Source organism: Actinomycetes bacterium (genome assembly GCA_024222295.1).
Lineage (GTDB): Bacteria > Actinomycetota > Acidimicrobiia > Acidimicrobiales > Microtrichaceae > JAAEPF01.
Genome location: JAAEPF010000023.1, coordinates 142,463 through 163,367, shown reverse-complemented (window position 1 = coordinate 163,367; position 20,905 = coordinate 142,463). Strand labels below are relative to the sequence as shown.

The 20,905-nt window shown below is 68.1% G+C and carries 12 protein-coding genes; 6 read left to right on the top strand and 6 right to left on the bottom strand.

Annotated elements, in window-relative coordinates:
• Nucleotides 1-11: 11 nt before the first annotated feature.
• The 3 genes from recD to GY812_06585 are packed head-to-tail and all read right to left on the bottom strand — an operon-like array spanning nucleotide 12 to nucleotide 9,171.
• Nucleotides 12-1,943, bottom strand: a complete 1,932-nt coding sequence (gene recD, locus GY812_06595; GenBank protein MCP4435155.1) for an exodeoxyribonuclease V subunit alpha — start codon at nucleotides 1,941-1,943, stop codon at nucleotides 12-14.
• Nucleotides 1,940-5,620 (bottom strand): UvrD-helicase domain-containing protein, encoded by a 3,681-nt coding sequence (locus tag GY812_06590; GenBank protein ID MCP4435154.1) that lies wholly within the window; start codon nucleotides 5,618-5,620, stop codon nucleotides 1,940-1,942. Before GY812_06590 ends, recD begins: the two co-directional genes overlap by 4 nt.
• On the bottom strand, nucleotides 5,617-9,171 hold the full coding sequence (locus GY812_06585; GenBank protein MCP4435153.1) for an exodeoxyribonuclease V subunit gamma: 3,555 nt from the start codon (nucleotides 9,169-9,171) through the stop codon (nucleotides 5,617-5,619). Before GY812_06585 ends, GY812_06590 begins: the two co-directional genes overlap by 4 nt.
• Nucleotides 9,172-9,304: 133 nt before the next feature.
• On the opposite strand from GY812_06585, the gene GY812_06580 reads away from it, so the two are divergent.
• The 5 genes from GY812_06580 to GY812_06560 all read left to right on the top strand — a co-directional run bounded on the left by GY812_06580 (nucleotide 9,305) and on the right by GY812_06560 (nucleotide 12,698).
• Nucleotides 9,305-10,000 (top strand): SCO family protein, encoded by a 696-nt coding sequence (locus GY812_06580; GenBank protein ID MCP4435152.1) that lies wholly within the window; start codon nucleotides 9,305-9,307, stop codon nucleotides 9,998-10,000.
• Nucleotides 9,997-10,470: a copper chaperone PCu(A)C gene (locus tag GY812_06575; GenBank protein MCP4435151.1), complete on the top strand. Its 474-nt coding sequence runs from the start codon at nucleotides 9,997-9,999 to the stop codon at nucleotides 10,468-10,470. The genes GY812_06580 and GY812_06575 overlap by 4 nt, the downstream gene beginning before the upstream one ends.
• A gap of 61 nt (nucleotides 10,471-10,531) precedes the next feature.
• Nucleotides 10,532-11,431, top strand: a complete 900-nt coding sequence (locus GY812_06570) for a cytochrome c oxidase assembly protein (GenBank protein ID MCP4435150.1) — start codon at nucleotides 10,532-10,534, stop codon at nucleotides 11,429-11,431.
• Between the two features lie 22 nt (nucleotides 11,432-11,453).
• Nucleotides 11,454-11,852, top strand: a complete 399-nt coding sequence (locus GY812_06565) for a cytochrome c (protein ID MCP4435149.1) — start codon at nucleotides 11,454-11,456, stop codon at nucleotides 11,850-11,852.
• Between the two features lie 69 nt (nucleotides 11,853-11,921).
• Complete coding sequence (locus tag GY812_06560; GenBank protein MCP4435148.1) at nucleotides 11,922-12,698, top strand: SDR family oxidoreductase; 777 nt, start codon at nucleotides 11,922-11,924, stop codon at nucleotides 12,696-12,698.
• A 141-nt stretch (nucleotides 12,699-12,839) separates the two neighbouring features.
• Here the strand turns inward: GY812_06560 and scpA are convergent, their stop codons facing one another.
• Both scpA and GY812_06550 read right to left on the bottom strand, forming a co-directional pair.
• Nucleotides 12,840-14,990: a methylmalonyl-CoA mutase gene (gene scpA, locus GY812_06555; protein MCP4435147.1), complete on the bottom strand. Its 2,151-nt coding sequence runs from the start codon at nucleotides 14,988-14,990 to the stop codon at nucleotides 12,840-12,842.
• A complete protein-coding gene (locus GY812_06550) occupies nucleotides 14,987-16,900 on the bottom strand; it encodes a methylmalonyl-CoA mutase (protein ID MCP4435146.1) in 1,914 nt (637 codons plus the stop codon). Before GY812_06550 ends, scpA begins: the two co-directional genes overlap by 4 nt.
• Nucleotides 16,901-17,038: 138 nt before the next feature.
• Here GY812_06550 and GY812_06545 point away from each other — a divergent pair, with 138 nt between their 5' ends.
• Nucleotides 17,039-17,311, top strand: coding sequence for a hypothetical protein (locus GY812_06545; protein MCP4435145.1), 273 nt, complete (start codon nucleotides 17,039-17,041; stop codon nucleotides 17,309-17,311).
• Here GY812_06545 and GY812_06540 read toward each other — a convergent pair.
• Nucleotides 17,308-20,793 carry an EAL domain-containing protein gene (locus GY812_06540; GenBank protein ID MCP4435144.1) on the bottom strand — a complete coding sequence of 1,162 codons (3,486 nt, stop codon included), beginning with the start codon at nucleotides 20,791-20,793 and terminating at the stop codon, nucleotides 17,308-17,310. The genes GY812_06545 and GY812_06540 overlap by 4 nt on opposite strands.
• Nucleotides 20,794-20,905: the final 112 nt, after the last annotated feature.

Sequence of the window (20,905 nt, the reverse complement as noted above, 5' to 3'; positions counted from 1 at the left end):
GCCGGAGCGTCTCAGGAGCCGGAGAGTCGGCCGACCAGACCGGAGGCACGTGCAACCGGACGGCCTACCGCCTGGCGGATCCGCTCCTCGGTGGCCACGACCGTGACCGAGCGCTTCGCCCTCGTGACCGCCGTGTAGAGCAGCTCGCGGGTGAGGATCGGCGAGTCGTGATCGGGAAGTGACACCACGACGTCGGCAAACTCCGATCCCTGGCTCTTGTGGACCGTCATCGCCCACCACGGCTCGGTGGATCCCAACCTGGCGGAGAGCACCATGCGCATGTCGTCGCCCTCGGCCAACGCCACCATCCGCTCGCCGTGGTCGTCAACCACCACGCCCACGTCGCCGTTGGCCACCCCGACGACCGGATCGTTGGCAGTGACCATCACCGGCTTGCCCACGTACCAGCGCTCGCCGCGGCGAAGCGTGGTCGCATCGCCCTCGACGGCCTCCGCCACCGCGGCCTCGATGCGGTCGGTCCAGCTGTAGAGCCCGAGTTCGCCGCGACGGGTCGCTGCCAGCAGCTTCACACTTGCAGCCGCCGCGACGGCTGCCGCTGCATCGCCGCCTCGCGCGCTGGTGACCAGCGATGCGCCGGCTCCGGCGAGCTCGTCGGTGATCTGCCCGAGAGAATCCGCGTCGGTCGGTTCCACGCGGCCGACCCACTCCATCTCACCTTCCGTGTCGGTCTCGGTCTCATCGCCGCCGACTCCACGCACCGGCGGATCGGTGATCGTCGGCGACAGCGTGGTCACGGCCGCCTCCTCGTCGCCCTGGCGAATCGCTTCCGCCAGCGAGGCGATCGCGGAAGCCTCCTCGTAGCGGTGCACGCGCGTGAGCACCGTGAGGTTGGCGGCCAGTGGGGATGCAGGGTCTGTCGCCGCCGCCACGATGTCGCCCAACACCGTGCCAGCCTCGACGCTGGCGAGCTGGTTGGGATCACCCACCAGCACGAGGGACGCACCCGGCCTGACCGCGGCAAGAAGGTGGGCCATCAGCGACAGATCGACCATCGAGGTCTCGTCGACCACGACCAGGTCGGCCTCGATCGGCTCGGACTCGTTGGCTCTGAACCCGACTCCCGGGATCGCCCGCAGCAGTCGATGAATCGTGGTCGCAGGACCACTGGGCGAGTCGCGATCGCCCAGCGCCTTGGTGACGGCCTCGGTCATGCGGGCGGCGGCCTTGCCCGTGGGGGCTGCGAGTGCGACGGAGGGAACGGGTAACCCCTGGGACATCGCCAGGTCGGCAGCGGCGAGCAGGAGCTTCGCGACCGTTGTGGTCTTGCCGGTGCCCGGACCCCCCGCTATCACCGACAGCGGCGAGCGAAGCGCCACCGCTGCTGCCGACCGCTGGAGGTTGGGCTCACCGTCTGCTGCGGGCGCACCCAAGTGCGCATCCAGCACCTGCTCCAGCGCCGCGGCGTCAACGTTTCCGAACAGTCCTCCAGCACTGGACGCACGCGCCACCAGGGACTCAGCCACTGACCCCTCGTAGTTCCAGTACCGCTGGAGATAGAGCCTCGTGCCGTCCCACACGAGTGGCTTCAGCGGAAGGTCGGCCGCGGTGGCCGGGCTGGCGACCACAGCTGGCCATGACTCGAGCGCGGCTGCCCAGGCTGCACTGTCGGGCCATGGAAGCTCCTCGATTTCGTCGGTGGATCCGGTGCTGCCGGCTGCGACCGCGGCCTGTCGTTCGGGCAGCACCGTGGCTGCCACGTCGTCGAGCACCACACAGATGTGGCCGAGACGCGGGCCGCGCGCAGCAACCGCCACCGCCAGCAGCACGTCCGGCGGGGTGTCGGCAACGAGGCGGGCCACCGCGGCTGCGAGGTGTACCTCTGCCTCGCTGAACACGCCGGCCTCGACGAAGGGCACCAGGAACGCCACTGAGTCGGGAACATCCCTTTGGCGCCGGCCCGCCAACGCTGTTGGCGCGCTCATCGCCCGACCCCCGCGTCGAGGATCGGATGGCGACTGTCGAGGAGGTCGCTCAACTCGGGCACGAGCGATTCAGGCGGGTTCCACGAGCAGACACCCTCGGGTGCTGCACCGTCGGTGGTGACGCCCGCACCGGCCATTCCGCGAAGGAAGAAGTAGGCGGTGCCACCGAGATTCGCAGCTGGGTCGTAGTCGGGCAGCCGCCAGCGCAGGTAGCGGTGCAAGGCAACGCTGTAGAGCAGGGCCTGGAGCGGGTAGTGGTGCTCCATCATCGAACGCTGCATCGACGCGGCGCCGTAGTCGCCGGCAACGGGCTCGGCGCCATGGTCGTGCAGCCGGTTGGTCTTGTAGTCCACGACCACGAACCGGTCGGGCTGGTCGCCCGCGCCCGCCAAACGGATGACGGCGTCTATCGAGCCCGTGAGGTGGCCTTCGAGGTTGACGCGGAACACTCCGTCGGCGAGGTGCGCTGCCCAGGGCCTGAACGGATCCCCGGCTGCCAGGTGGTCGAGCAGCAGGCGCCCGATGGCGGCGTCGGTCGGTGCCACGCGTACCCGATCGTGACCGTGGAAGCCTGCGAGGTTGAGCTCGAACGCCATCTCGTCGAGCCGGTCGCCCGGGGCGATGTCACGCATCCGCAGGGGTGATCCGGTACCCGTGTCGAACAGGGGCCCGAGCGGGGTCTCGATCACGGCCTCCAGACCGTCGACGAGCAGGTCGGTGCCCGCCTGCTCGGCTGCCGGGTCACCGAAGGCCCGCTGGTCGCCGACAGGACGCAGGCTGAGAGACCGCCACTGCTGCTGGGCAACGACTGCTGCGCGAACCTCGGACGAGAGATCGCCCGCAGTGAAGTCGACGATCTCCAGCACGTCGTGGGCGAGCGTTCCGAAGGCGGCGCCTGCGGGCAGCCATGCCAGCGGGGACACAGCCGGCCCTCCGTCCGCGGGCGCGTCGTCTTGCGCGCCGCCCGGCTGCGCGGCCAACGGGTCGGCCGCATCTCCGGCGGCCGCGTCGTCGCCGAGGCCGACATCCGGCGGGCGCTGTTCATCATCCGCGCCCTCGTCGTCGATCGTGAGGTCCCACGGGTCGCCGTGGGTGATGTCCCGGCTCACGATTCCGGTGAAGGACCAACGCGACCGTGACCGCTGAAGCGCTGTGGCACCACGGCGCCCGAACACGGCGACATCGAGCGCTGGTTGCTCCACACCCGCTGTCGGATCAGTCCATCGCACGTCGGCAAGCGCCGTCGGGTCGCCGATGTCGCGTACCGCGATCGCGCCATCGGATAGCGCCGCGAGCGGAGCGAGTCGCCCGACTGTGTCCTCGTGGGCCGGTAGGTGCTCCTTGATCGAGTGTTCGGCGAGAAGGTCTGCGGACAGGGCGCCGCCGGACTCGCGGGCGAACAACACCTTGGCCAGCGCCGACTTGTCGGCACTGGCGGAGTTGACCCACCAGATCGACGTGTGGTGTCTGGCGCGGGTCAGCGCCACGTAGAGCAGCCGCATCGCCTCATCCGCGTGTTCCCTCCTGGCTATGGCGACTTCGGCTGCCAGCCGCTTCTCTGCCGCCCCCGGGGCTTCCACATCGACTGTGCGCAGGCCGGTCGCGGGATCGTGGTAGTCGAGGTCGGGGTTGGGTGCGGACCACAGGTTGGGACACAGCACGACAGGGAACTCGAGGCCCTTGGAAACCCAGACCGTCATGATCTGCACTGCCTCGGCGTCGGATTCGACTCGCCGCGAAGTGACATCGGTGTCCCGGTCGGTGTCGGCCTGGGTCTTCACACCCTCCTGCAGCCCGGCGAGTGCTGCGAGCAGCCCGGCGGGGCTCATGGGCGCGTCACCGACTGCGGTGCGCAACAGCTCGCCCAGATGCTCGAGATCGGTCGCGCTGCGGTCGCCGTCGGGCATCGCCAGCACGCACTCGACCACACCCGATTCAGCCCAGACGGTCCGCATGAACTCGACGACCCCGCGGGTGGCGAGAAGCGCAGACCATCCGACGAGACGGTCCTGGAGTTGTCCGATGTCGCCTTCGGTCGCACCGGCCACCCACTCGGGTGACCTGCCGCCGAACCACGACACCGCGAACGTACGGGCACGGCGCTGGTCGGACGGCCTCACCAGAGCCTCCAGCAGCCATGTGAGCTGCTCTGCCGCAGGGCTCTGCACCACGCTCGCACCTCGCGCCAGCACCGCCGGCACCCCGGCCGCCAGCAGGGCGGACTGCACCGCCTGTGCGGAATCGTTGGACCGCACCAGCACTGCGATGTCCTTCGGCCGCAGCGGCCGGGTCGCGCCCCGCGACGCGCCGGGTCGGTCATCAGGCAGGACGCACCGGTCGAGCATGCCGATCGTGTGGGCCACCAGGTCGGCGTTGATTGCGTCCTTCGCGACCGGTGAGCTGATCGCCCCCTTGCTGGTCCGCACGGACGGGGAGGTGAGGCAGCGAACCTCGACCGCTGTCATGGGTTCGTCGCCGACATCGCTGCGGCGAAGCTGCTGGAGCTCGTTGCCCGCGGCTACTCCCACAGGGCCGAAGTGGATGCCGTCGCCAAAGGTGATCCCGTCGAACAGGGTGGCGGTTGCGTCCAGCACGGGTCCGTCGGACCGCCAGTTGGTCTCGAGCGTTCGCTTGTCGATGCCATCGGTGTGGTTGACGGCTGCGACGTAGGTGGTCACGTCGGCCCCGCGAAAGGAGTAGATGGCCTGCTTCGGATCGCCCACAAGGACCAGGGCCGCCACCTCGGCGTCGTCACCCGCTGAGCCGCCGACCGTGGCGGAAGGCGCGAACAGGGTGTGGAAGATCTCCCACTGGACGGGGTCGGTGTCCTGGAACTCGTCGATGAGCGCCACACCGAACCGGCTCCTGAGCATGCTGGCTGCAACCTGGCCGCGCACAGGGTCGGCGAGTGCGTCACGCAACCGCACCAGCAGGTCGTCGAAGCTCTGGGTGCCGCGGCGTCGACGCCGGTCGCGGATCAGCGCAAGCGTGTCGCGCACCAGTTGTGCGAGAAGTACCGCCTTGCCAGGTGCATCGGTGTCACCAGCGGCGGGCGTCACCACCACATCGGGCGACCCCAGAACGGCGCGGACCTTCTTCGTGAAGGTCAGCCAGGTGGGAAGATCGGCGGTCACGGCAGGATCGGCGGCAGCTGCGACGAGCACGTCGCTGCACGCCTCGAGCAGCAACTCGTCGCCATCCTCGGCGAAGCGGAGCTCGAGCGAGCTTCCGCTCGACACACCAAGAGCTCCCAGCACCTGGGCTGCGAAACCGTGGATTGTGGTGATCGTGGCGGAATCGAACTCTGACAGGGCGACCTCGAGACGTTTCAGCCTCTGCTGGAGTGTGCCTCCGGGTGCCTCCGGCGATGCGATCCACGCCAGGAACGGGTCTGACGTGTCGACGCCGCGTGCTGCCAGGACCTGCCCGAGGTGCTCTGCGGCCTCCGACACACGCTCGCGAACCCGGCTACGGAGCTCGCCGGTGGCTGCCCGGGTGAAGGTGACCATCAGCAACTCCGAAGCCGTGATCGTGCCTTCCGCGAGGTAGCGGGTGGCCAACCCGGCCAGGGTGTAGGTCTTGCCGGTGCCCGCACTCGCCTCGACGGCGAACACGCCCGAAGGCAGTGGCTCCGACGGGCTGAACGGCAGTGGTTCGGAGGTGTCGATCGGGCTCATGATCCGGCCCCCGACCTGCTGGACCCGACAGGGTCCGCGGTGGTCGCCGCGAGGGTGCCGAACAGGTACTCGGCGTAGAGACCCAGACGATCCGTGGCGCTTCCCGCAGGGTCCCGGTCGAGCACGTCGAGCTGCCGCAGGCCGGATGCCGAGTGCCCGCCGTAGACCAGCATCTCGGCCTCGTTGGCATGCTCGTCTGGCCACTCGAGTCGACTGTCGGGGTTGGCGAACACCTGCTCGGACAGCTTGCGCAGGAGCGGTAACGGCTCACACATGCCCCGCCGGTAGAGGTCGACCACGGTGTCGAGCGCCATCTGGGCTGCGGAGGCCGGGTCGGCGGATGTGAGTGCGTGGCCTGTCACCTGAACCTTGCCGATCCTCAGTCCATCGACGCTGCGTTGGCCACTCGAGGCACGGGTGCCCACGACACCACGCCACGGCCGCTCGGGATGCATAAGGGTGAGAGCTGCGAGTTCGAGCCAGACAGCCAGGCCGTGCTCGGGTCGGCGCTTGACGAAACGCACCAGTGCCGGCCCGTCGGCTGCGCCACCAGACGTGTCGAGACGGGTCTGCACCGACCCGACAACGCGGGTGCCGTCGCCGGCGGCCACATCGATGGCCACCGTTGACCCCGGGTCGATGAACGAAACCCCTGCGTCTTCGCACTGAGCATGGAGGTCGCGCACCTGGAGCTCGATCCTGCGCTGTTCGTGAGCGCCGATCCGTGCTGCGGGCACAGCCCCGGTCCTCGCATTGAGCTGGTTCCAGACCTGCACCGCGTCGTCGACACCCGCTGCGGTGCAGAGCAGCGTCAGAAGGTCATCGCCGAGCGAGTAGACCTTGAGCGGTTCGAGGTTGGCTGCGAGGATCCCTGCCGGTGAGTCCGCCTCGCGGGGAAACCGCACATCGAGTCGCCGTTCGACGAAGTGCTGTACCGGGCAGCGCAGGAAGCGCAGCAGGTCGGCAAGGCTCACCTCGGCGAGCTCCAGCGGATCGAGTGGCTCATCGAGGAACGCTGCGAGCTGGTCGGCCCGGCCGCGCCTCGCCTGCGCGCCCCGCAAGGCAGCAGGGTCGAACGACCTTGCCGGCGGGGATGGCTCGCCCCCATGACCAGTGGCGCCGCCGAAGTAGGCCTCGTCGAACGGTTGGCGCGGATGGGCCACCTCGAGGGCCTTCGCCACGCCGTCACGGTCGTTGGGGGCGACCATCGCCAACACTGCGTCGCGCAGCTCGGCCACCGCGACCGGCATGGGCACCATCTGGTTGGTTCGCACGTCATGGCCGTTGCGGATCACCACGAGCTGCTCGCCGGCCGACAGCACGGTCTCGAGCATCGATTGGCGCAGCTCGCCGCGCCGGTCGCGGTCGCCGACCAACGGCTCCACGGCAGCAAGGTCATCACCGTCAGCCGTGCCCGAGCCGAGCAACTCGGCATCCATGCCGACCATCACGATCACCTTGTGCGGCACCCAGCGCAGCGGCGTGAGCGAGCTGATCGTGACACCCCCGCGCATGAATGACGGACGCCCCTCGATGTCAGCCAGATGGTCATCCACAAGGCCGCGGAAGTCCGCGAAGCCCAACGACGTACCGGCCGGCGATTCTCCAGCGCCACGGTCGCGCACCGACGAGTCGACCATGGCTCCCAACGACCGCGACAGACGGTCGAGTTGCCACCCCTGCTCGCGGCTGACAGAGAACACGTCGGCCACGACGCCTCTGAAAAGCTCGACCCACTCGGACACGGGCCGGTCGACCGCGACCTCCGTGGCCAGGTGGCCGAGCCGCCAGAGTGCATCGCTGAGCCTGCCCGCAACACGCACGTCGGAGCCTTCGACCCCGTGCGGGATCACGTCACCGACCGTGTCGGTGAGGATGGCATCTCCGCTGCCGGCCTGGGACGGGTCGTTGACCGCGGCGCCGAGCAGCAGCCGGTCCATCCCGGCCTGCCAGGTGTTCGTTGTGATCGTGGCCGGCACTCCGTCGGCCTCTCGCGATCCAGGGTCGAGTCCCCAACGAATGTTGACGTCGAGCACCCATTGCGTGATGGTCGCGAGGGCGTCGTCGTCGAAACCGAAGCGCTGCCGAACCGGGTCGAGCGCGAGGAAGTCGAGCACTGCGGGTGCGTCGAAGCGGCCCGTCACCAACTCCAGCAATGCCTGGAACGCGCCCACCAGCGCGACTGATGAACCGAGGGAGCGGTCGGCCAGCCGGTACCGCAGCGCCGGGAGGTCACCGGCCTCGGCCACCAGCTCACCGGTTGAAGCTGATGGACCCAGCGTGGCTTCGATCAGTGGCGCGAACCGTTCGAGGTCGGGGCAGACCACCAGGACGTCGTCCTCCTGCATGCCCGGGTCGTCATCCAGCAGGCGAAGGACGGTGTCGCGCATCACCTCGACCTGGCGGGCATCGCCGTAGCAGGCATGGAACTCGATCGACCGTGGCCGGCCATCAGGCATCTCGAGCGCCGGGTGCGCCGCTTCGAGGTCGCCGACCGACGCCCCATCGGCGCGGATCTGGGACTGCAACAGACCGAGCAGACTCTGCTCCGACGACTGGGCCGCAGGCTCGGCATCCTCCCCGGTGGGTATCCGGCCATCTGAGCGGGCATCTGCCAGCACCGAAGCCGTCTCGTAGTGCAGGCGACCCCATGAACGCAGCAAGGGGTGCTTCAGCGCAGCGGGGTCGACCTCGGACCGCAGCCGGTGGCCGGTGGTGTTCGCTGTGGTGGCTGCCGTGTGCGAGTCGGCGGCCACCGCCTCGAAGCGACCGGCCAGCACGGGTGACGGCTCGACCACGAACAGGTGAACCTCTCGGAGATGGCCCAACGCGTTGGCCAGGTCGATGAATCCCGGCCCGCCGGGGAGCAAGGACATGCCGAACACACACACCCGATCGGGCAGGTCGACGTCGAGTTCGCCATTGCGCAGCCGTGGCAATACGGTGTCCATCCGCTCGGGAGGGCTGGGGACGTCGACCAGGTCGCGCACGGCCCGCCACAGCTCGGGCTGCCAGACGTGGCGATCAGGGAGCGGCTTGCCGATCCCGTCGTGGTTGTGCCCGGCGGCCCATGCCTGAACCATCGCCGGGCGGTGCAGGTGGTAGCGGTCGAACAGGTCGGCAACAGCTCGCGCGGCTCCGTACCTGGAGCCACCTACCGGTGACTCGAGCAGTGCTGGAGGCAACCCGGCTGGTGCTGGGTTACCGGCCGGCGAATCGGCCACTTCGAGGATCGACCATGGCAACCGCGTGAGATCCCACGGATCCGAGTCGCGCGCGACGCTGCCATCGGCCTCCAGCACCCGGAGCCGCAGAGTGCCCGGGAACGCGAAGTCGATGTTGGCGCTGACCCCGTCGGCCAGCGCCTCCCCGTCGTCGCCGATGCCGGCCCCCAGGCGTTTCGCCAACTCGAGCGACAGCCAGGTGCGCATGCCAGCTGAGGGAACCGCGACGAACTCCCGGGCCATCGGGTCCTTGGGCGCGACCGACAGGACATCGGCCAGCTTGTCGGCCAACACCCCCAGCTCCCCAGCAGTGTGCACATACAACATCCGGCACGGAAGGTAGCTGGCCCCTGTGACACCCGGCGCCGCTTTGCGTGTGCGCGGCAGTCAGTCCACGCTTGAGGGGTTGACGATTCGGCCACGTAGCGGCGACGTGGACGGTCAGAGCGGAAGAGTGCCCTTGTCAGTAACCCCCGACACAGAGCTCGACGAACCACCCGAGCCCGTCCCAGCGCACGGCAACACGCGCGTGCGCAATGCCGCGATCCTCGTCACGGCCGTCGCCGTTGTGCTCGGGGCCATCGCGCTGCTGACATCGGGCAACGACCCGTCCGCAACCGAATGGGCGGGCCGCGTCCTGCCCGAGCCCGAGGACAAGCCCGCCATCGCCCTCGCCGACACCGATGGCAACCCGTTCGACCTGCGGGCCGACACCGACGGCCGGCTGACACTGTTGATGTTCGGTTACGCCAACTGCCCCGACGTCTGCCCCATCAGCCTCGGAACGTTGCAGTCGGCGCTCGAGGAGCTCGACCCCGCGGTGGCCAACAACGTGGAGATGGTGTTCGTAACGGCGGACCCGGAACGCGACACCGCCGCGGAACTGCGGGACTACCTGGACGGCTACAACAGGGACTTCGTCGGGCTCTGGGGAACGACCGACGAGATCGACGAGGCACAGCGGCTCGCCAACGTGCCGCCGGCGGTGCGCGAGACACCCGACGAGGACGGTAACTACACCGTCGGCCACGCAAGCCAGATCATTGCCTACCAGGACGACGGCATCGCCCGCATCGTCTACCCGTTCGGCACCCGTCAGCAGGACTGGGTGCGCGACCTGCCCCGGCTCGTGGCGGGCGAACAGCCCGCGGCATGACCCGCCTCGCTCGGTTCGCCGCACCCGCGGCACTCACGCTGGGCACCATCGCGTGGGGATCCGCGTGCGGATCCGTGGCCAACGGCGGCGTCGAGGCGTCCAATGCCGCGGTCGGGGCCAACCCCGGGGACTCCGCCGCCCTCTACGTCGACCTGAGCAACACCGGCAACGCCGACGACTCGCTCGTGGCCGCGGAATGCGACTGCGCCGGCACGACATCGCTGCACGTCACCGAGGACCGAGACGGCATCCTGCTCATGCTCGGCGCCGACAGCGTCACTCTCCCGGCCCATGAGACCACCTCCCTTCACCCCGGTGGCACACACGTAATGCTCGAAGGCCTGGCCCAGCCCTTGGAGGCGGGCCAGCAGGTCGACGTGACCCTGGAGTTCGCCGACAGCGAGCCGATCACGCTCGAGGCACCGGTCGTGCCGCTCCAAGAACTGGCCGAGAGGGTGCCGCAGCGGTGAACATTGTGGAGATGCCCACCGTCCGCCGCCCCGATCCTGCCAGGGAACTGGTGGCCGCCCGATGAGGTTCTGGTGCTCCGCGGTCGAGGAACCCTGGAGCTGGACTCCGAGTCCGTACATCGGTGTCTGGCTTCTGGTGGCCGGCATCGTCGCCTGGTACTGGAACGCCTGGCGCAGGCACCGCGCCGACCACCCTGCCCAGGAGCACGACAGGAAGTACATGAGGCGCTTCGCCGCTGGCGTGTTCTTCCTGTGGATCGCGTCCGACTGGCCCGTCGGAACGCTCGGGGGCGGATACCTCGCCTCGGTCCACATGCTGCAGTACATGCTCTACACCTTCGCTGCCGCGCCGCTGCTGATCCTCGGCACCCCCCAGTGGATGGCCGAAGCCGTGCTGGAACGACTGCGCCTGCGCAACGTGTGGCTGGTGCTCTCCCGGCCGCTCGTAGCGGTGCTGGTCACCAACGTGATCCTCGTGGTCACGCACTCCCCCACGGGAGTCGACACTCTGCGATCCACCCAGGTCGGGTCGTTCCTCATGGACATGGTCTGGCTACTGTCCGGATTCGTGCTGTGGGCCCCGATCGTCAACCCGATCCGCGAGGCCGTACACAGCTCCGACCCCATCCGCATCGCCTACCTGTTCTTCGCAGTTGCCTTCGTGCCGATGATCCCCGGCGCCTTCATAACCTTCTCGCCGGTACCGCTGTATGAGACCTACGAGCTCGCACCTCGGCTCGGGCTGAGTCCCATCCACGACCAGCAACTCGCAGGCGTCGTGATGAAGATCGGCAGCATCCCGGTCATCTGGACCGTCATGGGAGTCATCTGGTTCCGCTGGTACCAGAACGACAACGTGCGTCCCGCCCATCGCCGCGACCCGGTACGGCGCGAGGACATCGACCTCGACAACCCGGGTTCGCAGCGAAAGCCGGCATCGCCGGCTGCGAGCGGCAAGTGAACACCATGGCCGCCGGAGCGAGGTGAGGCTCTCGCGCTGCCACATCTGGTGGGCCGCTGCCATCGCGCTGTCGATCGTGCTGCTGGTTGCGGCCTGCTCGTCGGACACTGCACCCGATGCCGCGGACCTGAGCGAGAGCGGTGCACGCGGCCTGGCTATCGCACAACGCTTCAACTGCACCGGCTGCCACACCAGTGACGGCTCCGACTCGCTCGGCCCATCTTGGTTGGGCCTCTACGGATCCGAGGTCACATTCATCGACGGGGGGACCGCCGTCGCCGACGACGACTACCTTCGCCGGGCTATCGAAGACCCCACGGCACAGGTCGTGGAGGGCTACCGCGCCACCATGCCGCGCCAGGAACTCAGCGCGGAGCAGTTGGACGACGTGACCGCCTACATCCGAGAACTGGGCGGCTGAGCCGCGAGTCCCGGAACAGCGTTCCGGAATCTGTGGCAGGCTGGCCCGATGAGCGACACAGACCTCTCCATCGACTCACTGTTCAGCGTTGCAGGCAAGCGTGCCCTCGTCACCGGCGGGTCCCGTGGCATCGGCCGCATGATCGCCTCGGCGCTGCTCTCCAACGGCGCTGAGGTGATCATCGCGTCCCGCACGGCCGATGACGTCGACGCTGCGGTCAGCGAGCTGTCCAAGCTCGGCAACTGCAGCGGTGTCGCCGCCGATGTGGCGACCGAGGCAGGACGCTCCGCTCTGGTGGACGCCGTCGGTGCCGCTGGAGGGCTCGACATCCTCGTGAACAACGCCGGCATGGCCGTGCCAGAGTCGCCTGCGGGCGCGGATGCAGACCTGTCCGCCGCGATGCTGGCTCTGAACGTCACCGCACCGCTCCTGCTCACCCAGGCCCTCGCCGAGCAGCTCAAGGACGGCGCAACCGCGCACGACCCGGCCAGGGTCGTGATGATCGGATCGGTCGACGGCATCCGCGTGCCGGTCACTCCGCTGTTCACATATGGCGCTTCCAAGGCCGCCGTGCACTCCCTCACCCGCCAACTCGCTCACACCCTCAACGGTGAACATGTGACCGTGAACGCGATCGCCCCCGGCATGTTCGAATCCGCGATGACCGAGCGGGTACTTGCTGCGCCCGGGATGCAGGAACGCATCGAGGCCGGCATCCCACTGGGCCGCATCGGGGCACCGCAGGACATCGCTGCAGCCGTGCTGTTCCTGGCCGGATCCGGAGGTTCCTACCTCACCGGCACGTTGATCCCGGTCGACGGCGGGGTGAGCACCAACCACGCCTGACTGCTCGGCCGCTCGACCCTCGCCAGGCCGGGGCCGGCGGCGGGCCGATGAGCACCCCTGCAGGGGCCCGGGTTGTGCAGCAGCCTGTGATCGAGCGTGCCTGTGGGATCCGACACGCGGCTCCCGTGCAGCCGTGGACCGTCAGTCGCGCCTGGCTGCGAGCTTGGCGAGCAGCTCCTTGGCGGACTCGGCGATGACGGAGCCCGGCGGGAAGATCGCCTCCGCGCCGGCAGCGTAGAGCTCGTCGTAGTCCTGGGGAGGAACCACGCCACCGACCACGATCATGATGTCGGGCCGACCGAATTCCTCGAGCGCTGACCTGAGCTCGGGCACGAGGGTGAGGTGCCCGGCCGCAAGAGATGAAGCGGCGACCACGTGCACGTCGGCCTCGACGGCCTGACGGGCCGCTTCGGCCGGTGTCTGGAACAACGGGCCGATGTCGACATCCCAGCCGAGGTCGGCCATGCCTGTGGCGACCACCTTCTGGCCGCGGTCGTGACCGTCCTGGCCCATCTTGGCCAGCAGGATCCTCGGGCGGCGGCCCTCGACGGCCTCGAACTCGTCGACCATTGCGCGAACATCGTCCACGACCCCTCCGGATTCGTCGAGTTCCTGGCGGTACACGCCCGAGATAGAGCGGATGTCGGCTCGGTGGCGACCGTAGACCTTCTCGAGGGCGTCCGAGATCTCACCGACCGTCGCCTTCTGGCGGGCGGCGTCGATGGCGAGCTCGAGCAGGTTTCCGCCGCGGCCATCAGCGCAGTTGGTGAGTGCCTCAAGTGCCTGCTCCACGGAGTCGGCATCGCGCTCGGAGCGAAGACGCTCCAGCTTGGCGACCTGGCCGGCCCGCACCGCCGAGTTGTCGACCTTGAGCACGTCGATGTCCTCGTTGACATCCAGCTGGTACTTGTTGACCCCGATGACGGGCTGGCGGCCCGAGTCGATGCGCGCCTGGGTGCGCGCCGCCGCTTCCTCGATACGGAGCTTCGGGATGCCCGCCTCGATGGCCTTGGCCATGCCGCCGAGTTCGTCGACCTCCTCGATGAGGGCGAGCGCCTTGCCCGCGATCTCTGCGGTGAGCTTCTCGACGTAGTAGCTGCCGCCCCAAGGATCGATCACCTTGGTTGTGCCCGATTCCTGCTGGAGGAACAGCTGGGTGTTGCGGGCGATCCGTGCGGAGAAGTCGGTGGGCAGTGCGAGGGCCTCGTCGAGCGCGTTGGTGTGGAGGCTCTGGGTGTGGCCCTGGGTGGCGGCCATCGCCTCGATGCAGGTGCGCATCACGTTGTTGAAGACATCCTGCGCGGTGAGCGACCAGCCCGACGTCTGCGAGTGGGTTCGCAGGCTGAGCGACTTCGGGTTCTGCGGGTCGAAGCGCTCCTTCATGAGTTTCGCCCAGAGCAGTCGGGCGGCGCGCATCTTTGCGATCTCGGTGAAGAAGTTCATCCCGATCGCCCAGAAGAAGGACAGCCGCGGGGCGAAGGCGTCCACGTCCATTCCGGCGTCGATGCCGGCGCCCACGTACTCGAGGCCGTCGGCGAGCGTGTAGGCCAGCTCCAGGTCGGCCGTCGCTCCAGCTTCCTGCATGTGGTAGCCGGAGATGGAGATCGAATTGAAGCGGCCCATGTTGGCCGAAGTGAAGCTGAAGATGTCGGCGATGATCTTCATCGACGGCGACGGCGGGTAGATGTAGGTGTTGCGGACCATGAACTCCTTGAGGATGTCGTTCTGGATGGTCCCTGCGAGCTGCTCCGGCTTCACCCCCTGCTCTTCGGCAGCCACCACATAGAGGGCGAGCACCGGCAACACAGCACCGTTCATGGTCATCGACACCGACATCTTGTCGAGCGGGATCCCGTCGAAGAGCACCCGCATGTCGTAGATGGAGTCGATCGCCACACCGGCCATACCCACGTCACCAGCGACCCGTGGATTGTCCGAGTCATACCCGCGGTGGGTGGGCAGGTCGAACGCGACAGACAGGCCCTTCTGGCCGGCAGCGAGGTTGCGCCGGTAGAAGGCGTTGGAGTCCTCTGCGGTGGAGAACCCGGCGTACTGACGGATCGTCCACGGCTGGTTGACGTACATGGTGGGGTAAGGCCCGCGCACGAATGGCGCCAGACCCGGATAGGTGCCGAGGAAGTCGAGGCCCTTGCGGGATGCCGAGTCGTAGGACGGGTCGACGTGGATGCCCTCGGGCAGGTCGGTTCCCTCTCCCTGCACGGGTGGTGCGGCGCCGGGCGCCGCGGACGGCAGGTCCATGGAAGTGAAGTCGGGTACGGACAGGTCGCTCATCGGCCCTCCTCCGACTGGCTGATTCCGAGCAGTTGGTGTGCGGCTCGCAGCACTGCGAGCACATCTACTCCGACGTGTATGAACTGATCCACCCCGGCCGCTTCGAGCTGCTCGCGCCCTTCGCCCGGCTTGCCGGCCATGTACACACGCTTGGCACCACCGAGGGCAGCGGCTGCTTCGGCGCCCCGCTGCGCGTACACCTCGTCAGATGAGCAGATGCATGCGATCGACGCGCCCGAGCCGGCGAAGTCAGCTGCCAGGAGTTCGTCGTCATCGAAACCCGTGCTGGCTCCGGCGGCGGAGGTGACTGCCTCGATGCCGCCGGCTTCGAAGAAGTTCTTGGCCCACGTGGCGCGTGCGGTGTGGGTCGCGACGCTGCCGAGGTTGGCAAGGAACACTCTCGGATTACCCCCGGACGCCGCTGCGGCGTCGGCGGCGTCGCGGAGCGCTTCGAACTGTTCGGCCCAGCGAACTGGCTGCAGTGGTTCACAGCGCGTCGCCGACCCGCCGGCATCCACCTGCACAGGTCGGGCAGCGCTGGTCGGTGCGGTTTGTGGGAGTTCCTCGTCGATGAGCGGGAACTCGGAAACACCGGTGATCGGTGCCTTGCGGGTCGCCACCGCCGACAAGTGCTTGTCGCGGGCCTGGCCGATGCGGGCGGCGAGGGTGCCGTCGAGGAGGGCCGCCGGCAGGCCACCCGCTGCCTCGATGGTGCGGAACTGGCTCCATGCTTCGGCCGCGAGCTGCTCGGTGAGCGACTCCACGTACCAGGATCCGCCGGCCGGGTCGATCACGGCACCGATGCCGGACTCCTCGCCGAGCAGGAGCTGGGTGTTGCGCGCCATGCGCCGCCCGAGCTCGCCGGGTTCACCGAGTTCGGAGTCGAAGGACAGGGTGGTCACGCTGTCTGCTCCGCCGAGTACGGCCGCAAAGGCAGCCGAGGTGACCCGCAGCATGTTGACCCACGGATCGCGGCTGCTCATCGCACGGTGAAGGGTGCGCGCAACGAACCGTGGTGGGTTTTGCGCGGGGTCAACACCGCACGCGGTGGCCATTGCCGCCCAGACCCTCCGCGCGGCACGGAGTTTGGCAATCGTGGTGAAGAAGTCGGGATCCGCTCCGAGGGTCACCTCGATCTGTCCGCCGGCATCCGCCGCAGACATGTCCGTACGCTCGAGGGCCCGCAGGTACGCGACCGCCGTGGCCAGCATCGCTGCCAGTTCGGTGCCTTCTGTGGCGCCTGCCTCGCTGTATGGCGTGGCGTCGACCGTGATCGCCCGCACACCTGGGTACCTGGCCGCGGTCATCGAAGCGAGGCCGGCCATGTCTGCCAGCGCCCGGTCCACTCCCTGGGGCAGTTCGCCAGTTGCTGCGAGGGTGCCGATCGGATCGGCCCCGAATGCACCGAGCGCCTTGTCGTCGGCGACCGAATTGTCCTGCCAGATCTCCATCAGCCACTCGGCGGTGGTGATGAAGGCGGCGCCGGGGGCGAGAACCACCGGTGCGAGGTCGAGCATCACACCGTCGAGCACGCTCGACATGGTCTGCTTGTCGTGCATGGCTCCACCGGAGAGCACAAGCGACGTTGCCCCTCGCATCAGCTCGCGCAGTGCGGTGGCGTTGTCGACCACGGCGTCGCCGGAGCCGATGGGAGCTCGTAGGTCCCATGCACCGTCGGGCCGCTGGATGGCGGTGAAGCCCCGGGTGAACGGCTGCGCGCCGGGAGCACCGGTGGCCGCATCGTCGGGCCCATCGGTGAACAGGGGCTGTACCTCGATGCCATCGGACGTTCGCGACACGAGCCGGTCGAAGGGTGCTCCCTTAAGCACGCGTTCGACTGCCTCACGCCAGTCCTGCTCGCTCGCCGGCTGGAACTCGCCGGCGAAAGTCGACTCGGCCGATGCGGCCACGGTCACCTCCGTCGTCGGCCCGGGGGGCGGGCTGCGGGCAGCGTCGCTGCCCTGCCAGCGAGGGTACTTGAGCGCCTGAGAGCCCTACCAAGCGCAGGTGGGCGCAAACGGCCGACCGGCGCCGCCATCGGGCCGCCGATGAACGCTGCGACGCAATACCACTCGGCGCGGGGCGTAGTCATGGACCTGGCGGCGAACCTCTACAAGGAACGGCTTCAGCGATGGGTTGGTGCTGTGCTCGTTGCTGGCGACGAGCGGCTGGGTGAGAGCCTCCACCCCGCTGAGGTGCGGAAGCACTATCGCTCCGACGCGCGCACCTGGGAGCTGCTGTTGCGGATGCGGCTGGCCGACCGGTGGTTCCACCGGCGCGTTCTGCGGCGACGGTACGGCTCTCTCCTGCCCGCGTGCTAGTGCGACTGGAGGCTCTCGGTCGATGTGAGGAGCCGACGGAACTGGGCGGCAGGCACTGGTCGGGAGTAGAGGTATCCCTGCCCACGGCGGCATCCGAGGTCGAGCAGCTGCTGTTCCTGCGATGGGGTCTCGATTCCTTCGGCCACGACGTTGGCGCCGAGGTCGGATGCGAGGTCGAGCACCGCCGACACGATCCGCTGGTTGGTTGCCCGTGCGAGACCGACCACGAACGACCGGTCAATCTTGAGCAGGTCGAACTCGAAGCGGTGGATGTAGCCAAGGCTCGAGTAGCCGGTGCCGAAGTCGTCGATGCCGATCTTGATGCCGTTGGCACGTAGTGAGGCCATGTGCTGGCGCACGAGGTCACTGTCGTCCAGCAGGTTCGACTCGGTCACCTCCAGCAGCAGGCGGTCGGGCGGGAGGCCGGTCTCGCGGAGGTCGCGGAGCACCGACGACAGCAAGTGGTCTGAGTGCAGCTCCTGGACCGAGAGGTTGGTGGTGACGTACAGGTCGGTCGCCCCGGGCACCTCGGCACGCCACGACGCGAGGTCCTCGCAGGCCTGGCGGCGCACCTGGGCATCGAGTCCTTCGATGAGGCCGGCATCTTCGGCGATCGGGACAAACATTGCCGGACTCAGCCTGCCCCGTTCAGGATGGTCCCAGCGCACCAGGGCCTCTGCGCCGAGCATGCTGCCGTCCTCCAGGTCCACGATCGGTTGGTAGAAGACCACGAGTTGTTCGGTTCCAATGGCGCGGGCAAGGTCGGCTCGCAGCTCGAGACGATCGGAGGACGCCGTACGCATGGACCGCTCGAAGCGGACCACCTGGGAACGGCCGTCGCGCTTCGCCTGATGCATGGCCGTGATGGAGTTGCGCAGCAGGCCCTCACCGACGAGACCGCGGTCGTGGTCGACTGCGATGCCCGCCGAGGCCGACAGCGTGAGTCGGCGGCCATCGATGCTGAGCGGCTCTGCAATCTGCTCGAGGATCTGCTGCGCAATCTCAAGCACGATCTCCTCGCCGTGCGCCCGTTCGACGATCACTGCGAATTCGTCGGCACCGATGCGGGCTGCCTGGTCACCGAACTCGAGTGCGGAGCGCAGCCGTTCCGCAACCCCCTGCAGGACCTGGTCTCCGGTTCCCTGGCCGAGGCTGTCGTTGATGTCGCGGAAGTCGTCCAGGTCGATGCAGATCGCGGCGACTGAGCTGTTGCCCGCGTTGTGCGACAGCATGTTGTCGAGCTCCTCGACCACGAGCACGCGGTTTGCCAGACCGGTGAGGCTGTCGTGGGTGGCCTGATGGCGCAGGTGGCGCATCATCGACTTGCGCTCTGTGATGTCGCGCGCGTTGAGCACGAATCCACCCACAGCCGGGTCGGCCCGCAAGTCGGTCACCAGCGCCTCGAGTGTCAGCCAGTCGCCATCGGCATCTGTGAAGCCGAACTCGATCGAAGTCGGCGAGTCGTCACCGGCTCCGGAGCGCAGGGCGGCACGCCAGTCCACCTCGCTACCGCGAAACACGCTGGCCAGGTGGCGCCCGACCAGCCCTCCGTGGCTCTCGTTCACCATCTTCTCGGCCGAGGGGCTCGCGTAGGTGACCTTGTCGTGGGGGTCGACCACGACAAGGAGGTCACTCGAGTGCTGTACCAGCGACTTGAAGCGGGCCTCGGAGAGCAGCAGCTGCTCCTCGGCGGTCTTGCGGTCGTCGATGGCACGGGCGTTCAGCAGCAGTCCGCCGACGTTCGGATCGGTCACGAGGTCGGCGACGATGACTTCGAACCAGTGGTAGTCACCGTTTGCGTGGCGGAGCCGCACTTCTCCGGTGGAGCGGGCGCTGAACCGAGCATCGTCGAGAAGGCTGCGTGCGGCCCCGAGGTCTTCGGGGTGCACGAGCTCTTCGAGGTCGAAGACTGCGCCAGGGTCCGGCTCACGACCGAGAAGCCGTTCGGCAACCGGCGATGCATATGCGAGGTGCTCACCTTCGTCGAGGATGGCGACGATGTCCGACGAGTTCTCGATGAGGGAGGCGAACCGCGCTTCGGACCGCTCGCGCACGGTCCGTTCGGTCTGTTCCACCGCACGGAACGCGACGGCTCCCTGACGACACAGTGCCGAGAGCGCATTGCGGTGCTCTTCGGTCATCTCTGTCTCCGTAGCGGCCAGGATCGCCCCCCTGACCTCGCCCTGCACGACGATCAAGCCGGCCTGCCAGCAACCGGTATGGCCGACTGACTCGAGGGAATGGAACTCGCCGTTCACAGGACCGTCGATCGACTCGATCTCTGCTTGAAGGGCCCGCAAAGCAGGCTGGATCGCGGGGCGCAGCGGGTTGCGGTAGCGGCTGGTCTCCTCCATCGGGGAGAGCACGAGCTCACCTTCGATGAGCTCTTCGCCAAAGAGCTGATCCAGGCCGGCACGCACCGCCATGACCACGTCGAGCTCGCGTTCAGCGACTACGAATCGCTCACCAACTGTGCGCAGGGTTGCTTCCTGTGCGGCAAGGGCCTCGTTCTGGCGCACAAGGCGTCCGAGGCGCACGAGGACCAGCGGCACGAGCGTGATCGCGCCGATGGCAGGCAGAAGCAGTCGTAGCCCGGTTCCACCCACGATCACCTGCCACACGAGCACCGCAGGTGGGGTCACCAGCGCGAATGTGAGCACTGCGATGCGTCGGTTGCTGAGGCGTCTGACCATGCCTGCACCGGCAGGGCGGTCGAGCAGGCTCTTGACCGAGGGGTGCATGAGACCGGCGCCGCCGAGCACGAGCACGAGCATGGTCATCGGAACGAGCAAGTTGGGCTCGATCCTGCCTGCAACCACCTGGTTGGCGGCCACGTCCACGGCGAAGCTGGCCACGAGCGCGGCGGCGAGCAGACGGTTGCTGGTGGTGGGCAACGAGCCGGCCACCAGTGCAAGCACTGCCAGCATCATCAGGATGAATGACAGGATGCTGAAGCCGAATGTTACGACGCGCTCGCTGGCGGGAAACGAGTCGTCCTGAAGGTAGGGCAGGATCAGCGACCAGTTGAGCAGCGCAGCGGCACAGGCACCCACGATCGCGTCGAGTATCGGGTCGAGGCCGAGTGACGGGTTTCTGCGGCGCACGATGATCCAGATGGCGGCGATGAACAGGACCGTGGCAAGGGCCACGAGAACGTCGGCGGGTGACGGGAATGGGTAGTCATCGAGTCGTCCGACGCTGTCCAGGTCACGGACAAGCCCGCTGGCAAGCACGGCCACACCGGCCACGGCGATGATGACGGCCGGCAAGCGCACGGGCCCCCGAAGCGTCCAGCAGCGTACGACGGCCACACCGATGCCGAATACGGAGTAGATGAAAGCGGCATTGGCTGCGGCGGATTCGGGAAGGGCCACGATGGCCACGAGGGAGACTGCCGAGACCGCGACGAACCAGCGGAAACGCCTCATCTGGGCACTGCCGTTGTAATGGAGTTTCGGTGTTGCCGTCGGGGTCTGACTCATCGGAGGGTGCGGGCGCAGAGAGTTGTCCCACGCCGGTGATCGGCATGCCAGTTGGGCGGTTTAGAAAATGGGATAGCGGTCGCGCAGACGTCTCACGACAGCAGGAAAGCCT

Excerpts from the sequence above, each read along its gene's own strand:
- GY812_06540 (MCP4435144.1), bottom strand. The coding sequence starts at position 20,793 with ATGAGTCAGACCCCGACGGCAACACCGAAACTCCATTACAACGGCAGT.
- scpA (MCP4435147.1), bottom strand. The coding sequence starts at position 14,990 with ATGAGCGACCTGTCCGTACCCGACTTCACTTCCATGGACCTGCCGTCC.
- GY812_06590 (MCP4435154.1), bottom strand. The coding sequence starts at position 5,620 with ATGAGCCCGATCGACACCTCCGAACCACTGCCGTTCAGCCCGTCGGAG.
- GY812_06585 (MCP4435153.1), bottom strand. The coding sequence starts at position 9,171 with ATGTTGTATGTGCACACTGCTGGGGAGCTGGGGGTGTTGGCCGACAAG.
- recD (MCP4435155.1), bottom strand. The coding sequence starts at position 1,943 with ATGAGCGCGCCAACAGCGTTGGCGGGCCGGCGCCAAAGGGATGTTCCC.
- GY812_06575 (MCP4435151.1), top strand. The coding sequence starts at position 9,997 with ATGACCCGCCTCGCTCGGTTCGCCGCACCCGCGGCACTCACGCTGGGC.
- GY812_06570 (MCP4435150.1), top strand. The coding sequence starts at position 10,532 with ATGAGGTTCTGGTGCTCCGCGGTCGAGGAACCCTGGAGCTGGACTCCG.
- GY812_06545 (MCP4435145.1), top strand. The coding sequence starts at position 17,039 with ATGAACGCTGCGACGCAATACCACTCGGCGCGGGGCGTAGTCATGGAC.